Source organism: Enterococcus gilvus ATCC BAA-350, from assembly GCF_000407545.1.
Classification (GTDB): domain Bacteria; phylum Bacillota; class Bacilli; order Lactobacillales; family Enterococcaceae; genus Enterococcus_A; species Enterococcus_A gilvus.
Genome location: NZ_ASWH01000002.1, coordinates 836764 through 852119 on the forward strand (window position 1 = coordinate 836764; position 15356 = coordinate 852119).

A 15356-nucleotide genomic window follows, 5' to 3' on the forward strand; every position below is an offset into this window, starting at 1 on the left:
GGTTATCCTTCTTTCATTAAGCTTTTCATATAAGACACAAAGTCTTGAAAATTCGTTATTTTTGCCAATTGCAGTTCTAATGACGGATCGTCCATCATTTTGATCATCAAGCGGCTGATTTCTTTGTGAAGATTTAAATGGTCCTTTTTAATAGTAATCAGGAAAATGATTCGGACCTGCTTGTCTCGGTAGGTTAACGGTTTTTTCAGTAAAACCACATCAATGACTTCCTTGATCGCCGCCTGCTCCATCGGATGCGGTCCAGCGACCCCATGCTGATAGATCGTGTCGATCATTTTCTCCCGCCGCAGGACACTTTCCTTGAACCCAGCTTCGACCCAGCCCGCTTCCTCTAAGCGAGCGCCTTCATTTTCAAGAAGCTGTAAATACGCGTTGCCGCCTTCCTGGATTTGAAACCATTCAGGATCAAATAGACTGAGAATGACGTGGTGGACGTCGAAGAGCTTGTTTTGCGATTCTCGCAGAAGGTTCAGATCCTTCTCGATTTTTGTGATCTCTGCATGACTAAGGATCGTCTTCGTGTAAATGATCGGGATCTCAAAGACCGCCTGATTCAGCGGAACTGTCGAAATCACGAGATCAAAGCTTGAATCAATTTGATCCCTCTCGTTTAGCGCAAAGGTCGAGACCTCCGCATTGCTGAACAATCGTTCCAAATTGACTTTTAGCAGATACGCCGCCCCGCCACCAGTCGAACAGATCACCGCGATCTTTTGGTAATCCTCAATCACTTGATTGGATTGCTTTTCCAAACTCGCCGCAAAATAAATCGCGACGTAGCCGATCTCATCCTTGCTGATGTCCGCATCCAGATCCTTGTTCAATTCATTGATAAAAACCATCGCCACGTTGAACACGTTGGCATATTGCGTATAAATGTCTTCAATTAGAGGATTTTCCAATTGGTGGCCGGTGTAAAGCCGTTGCAATAACGGTGCCACGTGCATCAGCAGCGCGTTGGCTAACTCCTGATCGTTGCGAAACTGTGTATGGTACTGCCGATCGACAAAATCCAGTGCCTTTTCGATCGATGACCGTAGAGACTGATTGCTGACCACATCGTCCAATACCGCAAACTTGCCCCTCAACTGTTCTTCAAGGTATCTTTTTTCTTCCTTAGAAAATGCCAAGTGATACGTTGTTTCTAAATAGCTGACTAATTCCTCCGTCAGCCGATCATACCCATCTACGATCGCCGGCTCCTCGATCTCCTCATGACTCAATGTATTGTTTTGCATGATCCGAAAGCTGAGTAACCGAATATGCTGAACGATATTTTCAAAGACGATGTCGCTGATCTTCAATTGGTTGCGCTGAAGCTGCTCCTGTAAAAACTGGCGCAAGTCTGTCTCATCGAACACAAAGTTGAACTCTTTGTACTTTTCCGTCAACACCGGCGTGTGGATCGTGTTTCGGATCAAATAAAGAATCGCCCGCCGTTTTCTCGTCTCTGTCCCAAGAATCTTCAAGCCATAATGGGCCTTGCTGAAAAGGGACAGCTCGTACTGCTCACAGAACTGTTCCACCTGCTTGATATCGGCCTTTACCGTCGATAAGCTGATGTCCAGCCACTCCGCGATCTGCTGCATCGTAATGTAATCTTCATTGAACAATAGCAGCAATTCGATGTTTTTGATTCGCTCCTGCGGACTGGAATTATCCACCCGCTCCTGCTGCTTTGACTGGGACAAGTAGCTGCGAAACCTTCCCGAATCAAGAATGTTCAATTGATAACCCGCCGATCGAATCCGTTCGATCGTAAAGCCCTCCGCAGCTCCGATATCCTTCAACCATTTGATATCGTTTGCAAGTGTGCGTTCGGATATTTGAAATTCAGCCGCTAATGCCTTAGGCGCAATCGCGTGCTTCTTCGCATATAAGTATTCAACAATTTTTTCTTGTCTCATAACGACCTCCCGCTTACAAATAAACTATACAATGTAAGCCCTTTACTTAAAATGGCAACTTTTTCTAATTAATTATGCAAAAAAAGTCTGAATGCTCTGTGTCTTTCTTATTAAAGCACACTCGTCAAAAATGACCGATGTTTTTTTAGAAAATCATCAAAAAAAAGCCCTTCAAACTGAAGGACTTCTTTTTTAACATTTGATATACGAATATCCGTTTTCCTGCAGCCCGACTAGAGCGATCACCCCGGATTCAACAATGTCCACTTGATCATGCATTTGCTTCGAACGCACATGGAAATTCCGCATGGAACGGTGACACGCTTGATAGGTCACGTGAGGATACTCCTTCATAAACTTGATCACCCGCGGCAATAGATACCCTTGGATCGCTTCACCATTCATTAACAACACGATTTCTGCCTCCGGCTCCGTCAACAGCACATACTCGATATTGTGCCGAGCCTCTCGGATCATTCCTAACTCATCCACATGAAAAACAACTTTCATCACTAGCGCCTCCTTTGATTGATTTAATGAGTAAAGCCATAATTCTTCCGTTCTGTCTCTTCGTGAAAAACCAAATGACTGTGTTCCAATTCCTTGATCGCCGCTTTCAGATCTTCGACAAAATCGTGGGCCATATTCATTCCAAAGTCACTTCGTACGACGATTCGTTGAATGATTTGCTTGTCTAACTTTTTAGGCAGCGGGTAGGTCGGCACTTGCCAGCCCTTCATCAGCAGCCGATCCGACAAGTCATACAAGGTCCAGCTCCGATTCGTGTCCTCCGCCAGCTTGTAGCAAACCAGCGGCAGCTGCGTGCCATCGTTGATGATCTCAAAATGCCGTGACCGTCCGATTTCTTTGGCTAAATAGACGGCGACGTCATGGGTGCGCTGATGGATACTCTGATACCCGTCAAAGCCAAAGCGGACAAAATTGTAATATTGTCCGATCATTTGCGACGCACTGTGGGAAAAATTGATCGCCATCGTGGGCATTTCTCCGCCAAGGTAGCTGACTTTGAACACCAATTCCTCTGGCAGATACGCTTCGTCCCGCCAGACGACCCAGCCGACCCCAGGATAGACTAGTCCATATTTATGCCCCGACGTGTTGATGGAGACCACATTTTTCAATTGGAAATCCCAAACCAATGCGGGTTCAACAAAAGGCGCGTACAACCCGCCTGACGCTGCATCGACATGGATATAGACTTTGTGATCCGTTTGCTGGTTGTATTCTTCTACTAATTGATCCAGCTTTTGGATGTCGTCGTACTGTCCTGTGTAGGTGATGCCTAAGATCCCAACGATCCCGATCGTATAGTCGTCCACCGCTTCCAGCGCCTTTTCGACATCTAGTGACAAATGATCCTCGGACATCGGGATCTCTCGCAGCTCAATATCCCAATAGACACAAAACTTTTCCCAACACACCTGATAGCCTGAAGAAATGATCAAATTCGGTTTTTTCGCCTGAACCGCCACACCCAACTTCTCTGCTCGCTTGCGCCAGGCGAATTTCATCGCCATCCCACCGAGCATGCACGCTTCAGAGGAACCAATCGTGGAGGTCCCGACAAATTTCTCTGGCCCCTTCGCATGCCACAGATCCGCGATGATATTGACGCAGCGATTTTCCATTTCGGCGGTACGCGGGTATTCGGACTTGTCGATCATGTTCTTATCCAATGTCTCGCACATGAGCTTGACCGCTTCCGGCTCCATAAAAGTCTGACAAAACGTTGCCAAGTTCTGACGGGAATTCCCTTCATCCAACAATCCGTCCTTGATCATTTGATAGGCGATCCGCGGTTCGATCGATTGTTCGCCAAGCCGATAGGACGGCAGCGTCTCCTCTTCGTTTCGCGACCCAAAAATGGGTTCTAAATAACTGGCCTCTCGTCGATCTTTCTTTCCATAAAGCATCTGATCACGTCCCCTTTTTAGTCAAAAATGCCCTAAATTTATCCAATCATTTCCCGAATACTCCTTCCTCTTAAGAGTAGCTGAAAGCGCTATAAATTACAAAAGAATTCCTCTCATTTATTTCAGCGTCCACACGCTTTTTTCGATTTCATTCAAAAAAACTAGATTTTTTAAATATTTTTATGATTTTTTTGAATAAAAGGCTTTCTTTTTACTTGTGAATCTATTATTTTGGTAGTAGCATGCAAAAAAATAATTAGCGGAGGACGCACTATGTCTTATCAAGAAATGCTTTTCACCTTTTTAGGTGGATTAGGAATTTTTCTTTTCGGGATCAAGTATTTAGGAGATGGACTTCAAAAAGCAGCTGGAAATCGGCTGAGAGAAATCCTAAATCGTTTTACCTCAACGCCTTTTCGCGCTGTACTAGCAGGACTGCTGGTCACTGGAGTCATTCAAAGCAGTTCAGGGACGACCGTTCTAGCCGTTGGTCTGGTCAGTGCCGGCTTCATGACCTTGCGACAAGCGATCGGTGTGATCATGGGTGCCAATGTCGGGACGACTGTTACCGCTTTCATAATTGGGTTCAACTTAAGTGAATATGCCCTGCCGATCATCGGTGTTGGGGCGATCCTGCTCTTTTTTGCAAAACGCCCCTCGCTTCAATCGATCGGACAGATTCTTTTTGGCTTCGGCGCACTTTTTTATGGATTGAAATTAATGGGTTCCGCAATGGACCCGCTAAAAGAACTGCCGCAATTTAATGACTTGATGATCAGTGTCTCCCATCACCCCATTCTCGGTGTAGGGATCGGGACCTTATTGACGATGGTCCTGCAAAGCTCCAGTGCCACGATCGGGATTTTACAGCAACTCTACATGCAAGGAAGTGTGACCCTTGGTGCGGCACTGCCGATTTTATTTGGCGACAACATCGGCACGACCATCACCGCTGTCATCGCCTGCCTTGGCGCCAGTGTTGCCGCAAAAAGAACGGCTGCGTCTCACGTCATCTTCAATTTATTCGGGGCTGTCCTGTTTACGATCTTGTTAACGCCCTTTACCGGAGTCGTTGTAATGATCGCGGATACCCTTGGGTTGAATCCCGCCATGCAGCTGGCCTTCGCTCACGGTCTCTTCAATCTTTCAAATTTGGCGATCCAATTCTGGTTCATCCCGCAAATTGAAATCCTCGTGAAGAAGATCGTTCCTGGCAGCGAGAAAAATTTAAATATTCGCCCAGTTACGCTGAGTGAGCCGATCATCCACACGTCTTCGGTCATGGCGATCGAACAAGCCAAAGGCGAGATCGTCCAAATGGGGCATTACGTCATTTCTTCTTTAGAAGCTGCCCGAAAATATTATCATGAAAACAAAGAAGAATGGCACGACGACGCCCAGCAATACGAAGACGCGATCAATCAATGCGACATTGAATTGACCGAATACTTAGTGAAAATCTCCATGGCCGAGCTTTCGCCTCTAGAAAGTCAAGAACAAGCCATGCTTTTAGAATTCACCAAAGACTTCGAACGGATCGGGGACCACTCGATGAATATCCTGCGTTATGTCGAAGAATCCATTGCCTTAGAAGAAAAGCAGCGGGCAAAAGACAAGCGCAACAAAACAAGCACCACGAACGGACGACAAACCTTCCTGCTTCAAGACGAAGACCTGGAACGCCTATTCGATAAGGTCCTGAAAAATGTCCGCGACGCCCTTCAAGTACTGGAAAACGATGACATCGCCCTCGCACAAAAAATGCTGGAGCGCGAAACAGAGATCAATCAATTAGTCGAACTTTTACGAAAGAAATACATCAGGCTCATGACCAAAGGAGAAGGACGCGCCGCAGATGGGGTTCTACTGATCGACATCAGCTCAAACTTAGAACGCTCCAGTGACCGTACCCTCCACATCGCGAAATACATTATAGGAAATAAATACAACTTCAAATACGATACCTCGAACTTCCATTATGAAGTCCCCGAAGAACCAGCGGAGACGCCACTTACTAATACCAGCGAGGTATTGGATTAAAAAAACTCAACCTGCCATTCTCAGTAAGAGGGGCAGGTTGAGTTTTTTTGATGTGCGAAATGGAAGATGCATGATTAATAAAACGCGGTACATTATTGTTGTAGAAACTTTGAGAGTATAAAAAAGCTGAGTGAATAGCAAGGAGCCTATGAGACATCCTCCTCGTATCAAAAAAATATTGCGTATCTTATTCTTTCATTTCTTTCATCTAACACTATTTTCTATTTAAACGCTTCAATAATTTTCTTTTTTAACATAAAAAGCAAAAAACATCACTATCTCCTGCATAAATTTGAATTTATCAAATAAAAGGTTTGCATCCACCTCTTCCCGACACACTTACAGATTATTTGTTATTTATAGTTAAAGCGGCACGTTCATTTATATAATAATTTCTGTTATAGAAATCGTTACTCAAACTTTTTAGCTTTTTTAAAGGAAAAAGGTATTTCAAAACCTATTTACAAGCTAGTTATTTTATATTATCATACTGGTATAAATCAGTTGTAACCGATTACACAAAAGAGACATGGAGGATGATCAGGATGAACGCAGCGAGCCTTGGGCAAAGACAATTATTTGGAATCAAGAAAGATAATTTATTGAAACGGATCAGCACGTATTTTGAGGAAACCAATAATGCTGGGGAGGTCGTAGAATATTTTGTTGCGGTCTTGGTTCGTCATGCCTTGAGTGTCGGCGACTATTCCATCAATGAGTTGTCCGACTTGATCCGCAGCATTTTTCTAACTTCTGAACCTACGGATACGTTGCGCCAGCACTGTGTTTATTTTCAGGATTATTTTCCAGATGAAAAGGACTGGAAAACGGTCATTCAGCGTTTATTTGCAAGTGAAGCGGCGTTTCGTGACTATACTCGGGAAGCGAGTGCCTATAAAGCCCTGTTAGATGAGAAGAACCGCGAAGTACCGGTCCTTTCTGATTATCAATTTAATCTGGTCTCCGTATTTAAAGATGTAACGGGAAAACGACACACGTGGGCGCTTCAGAATATCAAAAAGGTCCAATCCACAGAGCAAACGCGCGGCATTTTGAAAATCTTGACCACGTTGACGATCTTCAAAACTGCAGGAGTCCGCCGTTTTGCGGAATACGTTAGATATAAAAGCGTAAAGGGACGCGTCGATGCTGAAGATGTCGAACCGGTAGTGACTATCAAAGAGGAGCAGACGCCTGCTGCCAAAACACCTGAGAAACCGAAGCGTTCCGCGGCTCGAAAACAAGCAGTCGCGGCTTCTACCGGGAAGAACAACGCAGCTCTGCTCTACGAAGAGGACGTTGAACAAACAAGCACCGCGCTCCCAGATGAAGCTTCGCTGGATACCGCTAGCATTTCTGCTGCACCTCCTAGCAGTTCGAAAACACGAGGCGCTTCAGAAAAAGCCCCCTCCTCCACAAAATACGTCCCTGAATCGCTGCAAAAACCGGATACCTCCTATATGAAAATTGGAAAAACCAAAGAACAGATTCAGGAAGCTCGAGAGGAACGAAAGCGGCAGCGAAAGATCAAAAAGGCCTTAAACAAACGAAAAAGACGGTGATCGCGCTTTGATGACAGCCATCAAAGGCGTATTTCGTGCGGCTAAAAATTGGCGCCTGCTGGAGAGAGGCTCCTGCCCTCTTCCTCAGGACTTCTTAAAGAACGCAAAATACGCCTGAAAAAAGAGGCGTGTAGCCTCATTTTTCAGACGATAGATTGATCAAAAAAGAACGTGGGGTAGCTGACTATCCATATGTTTCAACAAAATACTCGTAGATTTCATCCCAGCTATTCATTTTTAGTGGGTACTCTTCATAATAGTTGTGGGGCGCCGCGAAAAGAATCCCTTGGCCTTGAAAAACTTCCAAATGATGCTTATGGTCATCGATCAAATAATCCGCAGAAATAATCGACTTGTCTCCGCAAAAAACGTAATGGCTTTTCGGTATGAAGGCGAAATGCTCCTGCAGCCACGCGTACTTTGCATTAAAGGAGGTTGGAAAATCCATTGCCGCAGTAGTAATAAAAATTTCGTGCTTTTCAGACAATTTCTCTAAGGCTTCCTTCGCTCCGTCAATCAAGGGAAGGTCCGAAAAATAGCGGGTATCCTTAACGCGTTCGCGAATGCTTTCTTCCTGCTCAGGGTGCAATTCTCGTAATTTCTTCCCCGCCAGATCATTCTTCACGTACGTTGTCCCGTTTGCTTCATTAAACAGCCGGATCTCTTTGGAAACAAAATCAGCGATCACTTCATCCATATCAACTGCGATTCTTACCAATAATCTCACTCCTCTAGTTTATTAAAACGTAGGTTCTCTTCTACAAATAAAGAGGCCTTCTTTGTGAATATTTTCCTCTAATTTCAAGGCTTCGTCAATCTTACTGTTTATCAAAAATGAAAAAGCAAGACGAAAAGATACCCTCTTTTCCTCTTGCTCTTTTTTTACGCTTCTACAGATACAGGCACGATTTCAAATTTCGTGACATCGACTAACCCGATATCCGTGATTTTTAGATTTGGGATGACCGCCAATGACATAAAGCCCAACGTCATGATCGGATCGACTTTTTCTGAGACACCTAACACGTGATGGGCCAAGTGATTGATCTCTGCTTCTTGTTTTGCGACTGCTTCCCCGGAAAGATCGCTCATCAATCCCGCGATCGGCAAGGCCATGCTTCCGATCACTTTTCCAGATTCAACCAGCACCACGCCGCCTTCTTGTTCCTTCAGGGCGTGGACAGCGGCAGCCATGTCTTCATCCGTTGTTCCTGTAACGATCAAATTATGGGAATCGTGGGCGATCGATAACCCAATCGCGCCTTTTTTCAATCCGTACTCTTTCAGCAGCCCCACAAAAACATTTCCTGTATCATGATGCCGTTCAATGACTGCGATCTTCGTGACATCCTGACTCGGATCAAAGACAAAGTGATTGTTTTCGTCTCTTTTCACCGAAACAATGGCTTCATTGGTCAGCGCTTCTTGAGGGATGACTTCGATTGCTCGTGCGTTGTCGCTCGTGAGCGTGAGTGCCAGCTGCTCCGGCTGGAATTTGTTGATGTGCACGCTGGATTGTACTTGTTCTGTCGAGATTCGGTTCACTGTCGGCAAATAGGCGCCATTTTCAGCGATCAATTCTCCAGCGATATATGTTGCTTCAATCGTCGGGTTTGTCAAATCAGAAAAAATGACTAAATCGGCTCTTAGGCCTGGCGCCACAGCGCCGCGATCGGACAATTGGCAGCATTGCGCGGCATTGATCGTTGCCATCTGGATCGCTCGAATCGGTGAGACCCCTTCTTCGATACAAATACGAATACTGTTATCCAAGTGGCCTTTTTCCAACATCGTTTTTGCCTGCAAGTCATCCGCAGACAACACGCATCGTTGGTAATTATTCTCTGTTACGCCTTTCAGCAGCGTCCGCAAGTTTTGTGTGACCGAGCCTTCTCGTAAAAAGACATACATCCCGCGCGCGATACGGTCCTTCAGCTCTTCCACCGTGGAGCATTCATGGTCATTGGAAATCCCTGCTGCCGCATAGGCGTTAAGGTCTTTGGCGAACACCATTGGAGAGTGCCCGTCGATCCGTAAGCCCCGTGATTTTGCGGCTAAAAGTTTGTCCAAAACGCTGTCTTCTGCATGGATCACGCCCGGAAAATTCATGAATTCCGCTAAACCGTCGACATGATTCTCTTCAAATGAAGGGATCATATCTTCGGCTTCAATGACTGCCCCCGCATTCTCCATGTTCGTCGCCGGCACACAAGAAGGCATCATGTATCGGATGTCCAGCGCGGTTTCCTTCGCCGCCTCTACCATATAGGTCAGCCCCTCCAGCCCAAGAACGTTCACGATCTCATGGGGATCAGCTAGAACAGTCGTTGTGCCGTGGGGAACCAGCAATCTGCCAAATTCTTCTGGTGTCACATAAGAGGATTCCACATGAATATGAGGATCAATAAAGCCTGGTGCCACAAATTTGCCCTGTAGATCGAGGGTTTCTTTTCCTTCATACGCTTCCCCGATGCCAGCGATTCGTCCATCCACGATGGCAACGTCGCCTTCCATGATCTCTGCTTGGTACACATCGATCACGCGTGCATTTTTTAAAACAATATCTGCTGGCAAACGCCCTGCGGCTACGTCGATCAAACGTTTCAATGTCTTTTTGTTCATATTCCTGCACCCCTTTTAAAATATTTTTTCTATTATAGCACCCTTGAAGCCTTCGCTGTAAAAAAGTATTCAAAAATATCAAAAAAGCCGCGTAAAAAGAGTATGAAATCACGCAACTATTATTGGTTTTGCTAATTATTTTCTGTACATTAATAGTATGGTAATAAAAAAATAAAGGAGGCTGGTATACTTGGCTAAATCAATTACAAAGGAAGAATTAATCGAAAAGCTAATGGCATTTGTTAAGGAAAAAGGGCGGCCGCCTCGCCTGACTGAATTTGGAAATTCCAGTTCGATCAATCGACATTTTGGCTCCTACAAGGAATTTATTCTCAGTCAAGGACTCGTTCCCTACCGCGTCGAACCGAAGCTGCTGACTAGAGAGGAGATGGAGCAGCGGCTAAAATCATTTATCAAATCAAAAGGACGGACCCCGACGCAACAGGAATTCGCACATACCCGATCGATCAAAAAGGAATACCGCAATTATTTAGGCTTTCTTAAAACTACCGGGTACACCTTGATGCACATCCGCTCTCAACCAACCCCAACAGAGAGACATAGAACCGCAGGGATGATGGGCATCAAGATCACCGAAGAATTTTTGCTGGAGGAGCTAGCGTTTTTCGTAAAAGAGTACGGCCAAATCCCAACAGCGAAGGAATTTGGCTATAGCGAAAGACAAATAAAAAGATATTTCGGCTCCTACGAGAAATTCCTACACTGCCAAGGTTTGGCACTGCATAAAGAAGAAATCGCCCCTCTCTCAAAAAAAGAGCTCGTAAACAAGCTAAAAACCTTCGTCCTGATCCAAGAACGATTACCGACTGAGGAAGAATTCGGCTATTTGGATCACGTGGAACGCCTGTACGGATCATTTGAAGCGTTTACCAAGGAGAATGAGTACGAGCCTTCGCTTGTAGAAAAGGAATAGACCTTCAGACGTGTCCCTCTCTGTGTTCGCGCGTCGATCGATCAATTATGAACGATTGCTCAAAAAAGGAGCCCTTCCAGCAATAAGGAAGGGCTCTTTTTCGTGTGCCATTATCCTTCTGGATGCAGCACGCTGTAAGTTTTCTTCAACACTTCGTCCGTGTAATCCGTTAATCCTTGGTACACTTCTTCGTTCAAGCGTTTGTAGACCGCCACGTTTTCTGGTTTCGGCGTGAAGACATCTTTTACCTTGACCATTTTTTCCACGGCTTCTTCATAGCTCTCATATATTCCCAAGCCAACGGCCGCATTGATCGCTGCACCGACACTGGCACTGCCATTTACGACATTTCGTTTGACTGGCAAATTGAACACATCCGCAAAAATCTGCATCAGAAGATCGCTGTTGGAGCCGCCCCCTGTCACGATGACTTCATCGATAGGATGGTTCATTTCATCCGTCATGTTCGTCACATTGTTTTTCATGGTATAAGCAATGCCTTCTAAAATCGAACGATACAAGTAGCGATAATCATGATGGGCATTGAAGCCGATCATCACGCCGCGCTTGAAGGGTTCCCACGGATTCGCCAACCAATCCAATTTCGTCATCAGCCCGTCACTGCCGGCTGGAATATTACTTGCCTGCTCGTTCAAATATTCTTCTTCGCTGATGCCTTGATAGTTTGAACGAATACTGATTTTTTCGCCTAAAAGATCCTTGAACCATGAAACGGTCCACATGCCGCGGCGAATCCCATATCCTTCATAGATGTAACGCCCGGGCATCGAAGACAAGATCCCCCAGTAATTCACTGCATCACTTGGCGGCATCGTTTTGCCCATCATCATGCTGCAAATATATGTTCCCAGCGACACCACCGCACTCGTGTCTTGGATCAAGCCGGCACCTAACGCTTCAACCGCCTTGTCACTCGTTGTGGCAAAAACCGGCAAGCCCTCTGGCAGACCTGTTTTTTCACTCGCTTCTTTCGTGACCGTTCCTAACTGATCGCCAGGTTTCACCGCTTCAAACAGCATCTCCTCTGGCAGGTTGTATTGCTTTAAAACGTCCTCATCTTTTGACCAATCCCATGTTTCGTAATCCACCGGCCATTGCCCAAAGTTGTTTCCGATATTGTCCTTGAATTCGCCGGTCAAACGATGGGTGATGTACCCGCTTGTCGAAGTGACGTATTGTACCTCTGGATTTTCATGAACATAAGGGGTCGAGGTCCGTTTGTCCATCCAGCTAATGACCGGCTGCGCTAGACTTCCGTCCTTTTTCAGTAAGACACGGCAGCAGCGAATAAACCCAAGCCCGATCCCAACAATATTTTCCTTCCGTACACCGAATTCATCCATTGCTTTATTTGACGCGCTGCATAGCGCATCCCATAGATCGTCGCCTGGATGTTCAACCAAAACATCCTCTCCAAGAATCATAGGCCGCGTTGCTTCTTTTCCTTCACCCACGATGTTTCCTTCAAGATCAAAAATCACGATCTTCGCACTTTGGCTGCCGCCATCGATCCCAACGATATATTTCTTTTCCATATGCCTCTCCTTGCCCATCTGATTTTTTTCTTCTATTATATAATGCTTCCCGTGCAGTATGTCCTTCAACGAAACGTTTCCTTTAATCCGTTGAGGGCACGTCATTTTTTCTTCGTCCTCAACTGGCAAAATAAGACTGAGAATAGGGTTCTCAGTCTTAAAAAGGAACAGGCTTTAACGTACGAGGAAGCCGCCGTCGACTGCTAAGATATGACCATTCACAAAGTGTGACGCTTCAGATGCTAAGAAGGCGGTGGCACCCATCAAGTCCGCCACATCGCCCCAACGTCCTTCTGGTGTATGGTCAACGATCCATTTGCTGCGTTCTGGATCTTCAATCGATGCTTTCGCTGCGTGTGTTTTGAAGTAGCCTGGTGCGATCCCGTTCACCTGGATATTGTATTGTGCCAATTCGTCACAGTAAGCTTTCGTCAACCCAGCCAACCCGTGTTTAGACGCGGCATAGGCAGGCGCCCATTGTCCGCCTAAGAAAGAGAACATAGAACAGATGTTGATGATTTTTCCGCTCTTTTGCGGGATCATGACTTTCGCAGCTTCATGACTCATGTCAAAAGCAGCTGTTAAATTGATGTTGATGGTTGGGTCCCATTTGTCACGGCCGTAGCTGACGACGTCGTCACATGGGCAAATGCCCGCACAGTTTACTAAAATATCGACAGAGCCGAATTCAGCGACACATTTTTCAACGACTTCTTGGCACACGCCGTCTTTCGTGATGTCTGCTTCCATGTATGCTGTTTTCGCACCGCGTTCTTCTAACACCGCATTGAATTCTGGATCATCCGGCATGATCGAAGGCATGAAGATGTTCGCTCCTGCTTCTGCTAACGCCAATGAGAATGCTTGGCCTAATCCAGTATTTCCGCCTGTGACGATCGCGTTTTTCCCTTTGATATGAAACATGTCCATTTTAAAATCTTTGATTTCCATTTTTCTACCTTCTTTTCCTTTATTTTTGTTTTTTCACCCGCTTGGGGGTTATCCCTTGAGTCTGGTACTTAGTTTTCGTGCGAATTCTGCCGCATCGCCATGGACGACGAGGCTGGCTAAATAATTCATTGGTGCACCAAGATCGGTATTCACCGAAAGAATCTCTTTGACGTTTTTTAAGCCTTCAATGTGCTGCGTCGATCCGTAAATACCTAACGCAATGTACAGATCGGGGCTGACCGTTTTGCCGGATTGACCAACTTGGATCTCTCTCGGCGCTTTCTTGCGATCGACTAATTGCTTCGACGCGGAGACGGCACCCGACAGCTCCTCCGCCAGCTCCTGCAGCTCCTCAATGGGTCGCTTGAAGCCGCCTCCCGCTGAGACGAGGACAGAGGCTTCCCGAATATCTACCGCGCTTTGTTCGTTTTCAATAACCTCTAACACTTCGATTGATGACGCTTTCAATTCAACCGGAACAAAGGGGATCTTTTGCGGACGCTTCGTCTGATCTGCTGCGTGAAAAACATTGGGATGGACACTCGCCATGATCGGTGAGGAGTCACAGACGATACTCGCCATGATGTTGCCTGAAAAGGCTGGGCGAATCAATTTTTTCCCGCGTTTGTCGACCTCTATATCGGTAATATCAGCCACTAATCCTACCTCAAGACGCATCGCCGCTCTCGGGGCCACCATTCGCCCAAATTCTGTCGCTAAAAGGATGATACTGTCAAATTGATACTCTCTGTGCACCTGTTCAATGATCGTCGTCACTAACTGACTATCCTTCGACTGGATCGTCGGCGCATCCACCGCGATCACAGCATCCAATCCCTTTACGTCTTCCGACAAATTGATGCCTAAGCCGTAAATAAAGGATTCTTCTTCTCCTGCCAGTCGTTCCACAACGGCCACCAGATCCAGTGAATCAGCGACCCGATCGTTGTCGATCACAATGAGTCCCTTGAACATTATACGTACCCCTTTTCCTTTAGAAAATGCACCACTTCCTCGATGCCTTCGTCGTCCACCTTCACCACTTTATGGGCGACCTGTTCCCTTTTTACGACCACATTTTTTCTCACCTTCGTGGGTGAACCCTTGCCGCCAATTGCATCAAGAGGCAATTGCAGCGTGTCGTTGGTCACCAGTGAAAAGTGATCGTCCACATTTTTCCCGATGTTTTCATAACGAACAAACCCTAACCGCAAATTCATTTGGTGCGTCACACTTAAAACACTTGGATTTTTGATCTTCAAGCGGTACGTTTTTTCCTCCTGCAACGCTTCAACGATCGAAAATTCACGCGTCACTTCTGGGATTGCAACAATTGTCGAAAACTGATTGATCCCCATCAATTCAGCAATCTGAGGACCTACATGTCCGGTGCCGCCATCTAGAGTGTGGGTGCCGGTAAGCAAAAGGTCGAAAGACGTCGTCTCAAGATACCGTGCGAGGATGCGGCTCGTTACCAAAGAATCACTGCCGGCAAAGCGGCGATCGCTGATCAAAACGGCATGATCCGCACCTAAGCGCACAAAGTCTTTCATTTCCTCTTCAAGCTTCATCGGGCCCATCGTGACAATTTCAATAGAAGTAGAAGGGTCCTGTTTTTTTTGCCGCATCGCAAAGGCCACAGCGTTCTTATCATCTGGATTCAGGATAAGCTTTGATGCGTCTCGATCAATCTTATCTGTCTCATAATCGTATTCAAATTTCTCCGTGTCTGGAACGAATTTGACTAAGCAAATGATTTTCACAGTAAACCCCTTCTCTTTACACCCTCCGACAAGGAAGCAAAAGCCTCCTTGCCGTGAAATGTACGT

At 45.9% G+C, this 15356-nt stretch carries 12 protein-coding genes; 3 read left to right on the plus strand and 9 right to left on the minus strand.

Features of this window, described 5'->3' with window-relative positions; all coding sequences use genetic code 11:
- Positions 1–2 precede the first annotated feature (2 nt).
- The 3 genes from I592_RS19080 to gad form a co-directional block, all read right to left on the minus strand.
- Positions 3–1928: a BglG family transcription antiterminator gene (locus tag I592_RS19080; RefSeq protein WP_010778929.1), complete on the minus strand. Its 1926-nt coding sequence runs from the start codon at positions 1926–1928 to the stop codon at positions 3–5.
- 192 nt (positions 1929–2120) lie between these two features.
- Complete coding sequence (locus tag I592_RS19085; protein ID WP_010778928.1) at positions 2121–2438, minus strand: DsrE family protein; 318 nt, start codon at positions 2436–2438, stop codon at positions 2121–2123.
- 23 nt (positions 2439–2461) lie between these two features.
- Positions 2462–3862, minus strand: coding sequence for a glutamate decarboxylase (gene gad, locus I592_RS19090; RefSeq protein ID WP_010778927.1), 1401 nt, complete (start codon positions 3860–3862; stop codon positions 2462–2464).
- Between the two features lie 273 nt (positions 3863–4135).
- Between gad and I592_RS19095 the strand changes: the two genes are divergently transcribed.
- Positions 4136–5902: a Na/Pi cotransporter family protein gene (locus I592_RS19095; protein WP_010778926.1), complete on the plus strand. Its 1767-nt coding sequence runs from the start codon at positions 4136–4138 to the stop codon at positions 5900–5902.
- Positions 5903–6447: 545 nt separating this feature from the next.
- On the plus strand, positions 6448–7464 hold the full coding sequence (locus I592_RS19100; RefSeq protein WP_010778925.1) for a hypothetical protein: 1017 nt from the start codon (positions 6448–6450) through the stop codon (positions 7462–7464).
- A 184-nt stretch (positions 7465–7648) separates the two neighbouring features.
- Here I592_RS19100 and I592_RS19105 read toward each other — a convergent pair whose 3' ends face one another.
- Both I592_RS19105 and ade read right to left on the minus strand, forming a co-directional pair.
- Positions 7649–8182, minus strand: a complete 534-nt coding sequence (locus tag I592_RS19105; RefSeq protein WP_010778924.1) for a 5' nucleotidase, NT5C type — start codon at positions 8180–8182, stop codon at positions 7649–7651.
- A 164-nt stretch (positions 8183–8346) separates the two neighbouring features.
- The gene (gene ade, locus I592_RS19110) at positions 8347–10086 is read right to left on the minus strand and encodes an adenine deaminase (RefSeq protein ID WP_010778923.1); all 1740 of its coding nucleotides are present in this window, start codon (positions 10084–10086) and stop codon (positions 8347–8349) included.
- Positions 10087–10276: 190 nt separating this feature from the next.
- On the opposite strand from ade, the gene I592_RS19115 reads away from it, so the two are divergent.
- The gene (locus tag I592_RS19115; protein ID WP_010778922.1) at positions 10277–11020 is read left to right on the plus strand and encodes a homing endonuclease associated repeat-containing protein; all 744 of its coding nucleotides are present in this window, start codon (positions 10277–10279) and stop codon (positions 11018–11020) included.
- A gap of 110 nt (positions 11021–11130) precedes the next feature.
- On the opposite strand, the gene I592_RS19120 is transcribed toward I592_RS19115, so the two are convergent.
- The 4 genes from I592_RS19120 to I592_RS19135 form a co-directional block, all read right to left on the minus strand.
- Positions 11131–12576, minus strand: coding sequence for an FGGY-family carbohydrate kinase (locus I592_RS19120; RefSeq protein ID WP_010778921.1), 1446 nt, complete (start codon positions 12574–12576; stop codon positions 11131–11133).
- 174 nt (positions 12577–12750) lie between these two features.
- Complete coding sequence (locus I592_RS19125; protein ID WP_010778920.1) at positions 12751–13527, minus strand: SDR family oxidoreductase; 777 nt, start codon at positions 13525–13527, stop codon at positions 12751–12753.
- Positions 13528–13575: 48 nt separating this feature from the next.
- The gene (locus tag I592_RS19130; RefSeq protein WP_010778919.1) at positions 13576–14502 is read right to left on the minus strand and encodes an electron transfer flavoprotein subunit alpha/FixB family protein; all 927 of its coding nucleotides are present in this window, start codon (positions 14500–14502) and stop codon (positions 13576–13578) included.
- Entirely contained in the window at positions 14502–15290 is a 789-nt protein-coding gene (locus I592_RS19135) for an electron transfer flavoprotein subunit beta/FixA family protein (RefSeq protein WP_010778918.1), read from the minus strand. The genes I592_RS19130 and I592_RS19135 overlap by 1 nt, the downstream gene beginning before the upstream one ends.
- Positions 15291–15356 lie beyond the last annotated feature (66 nt).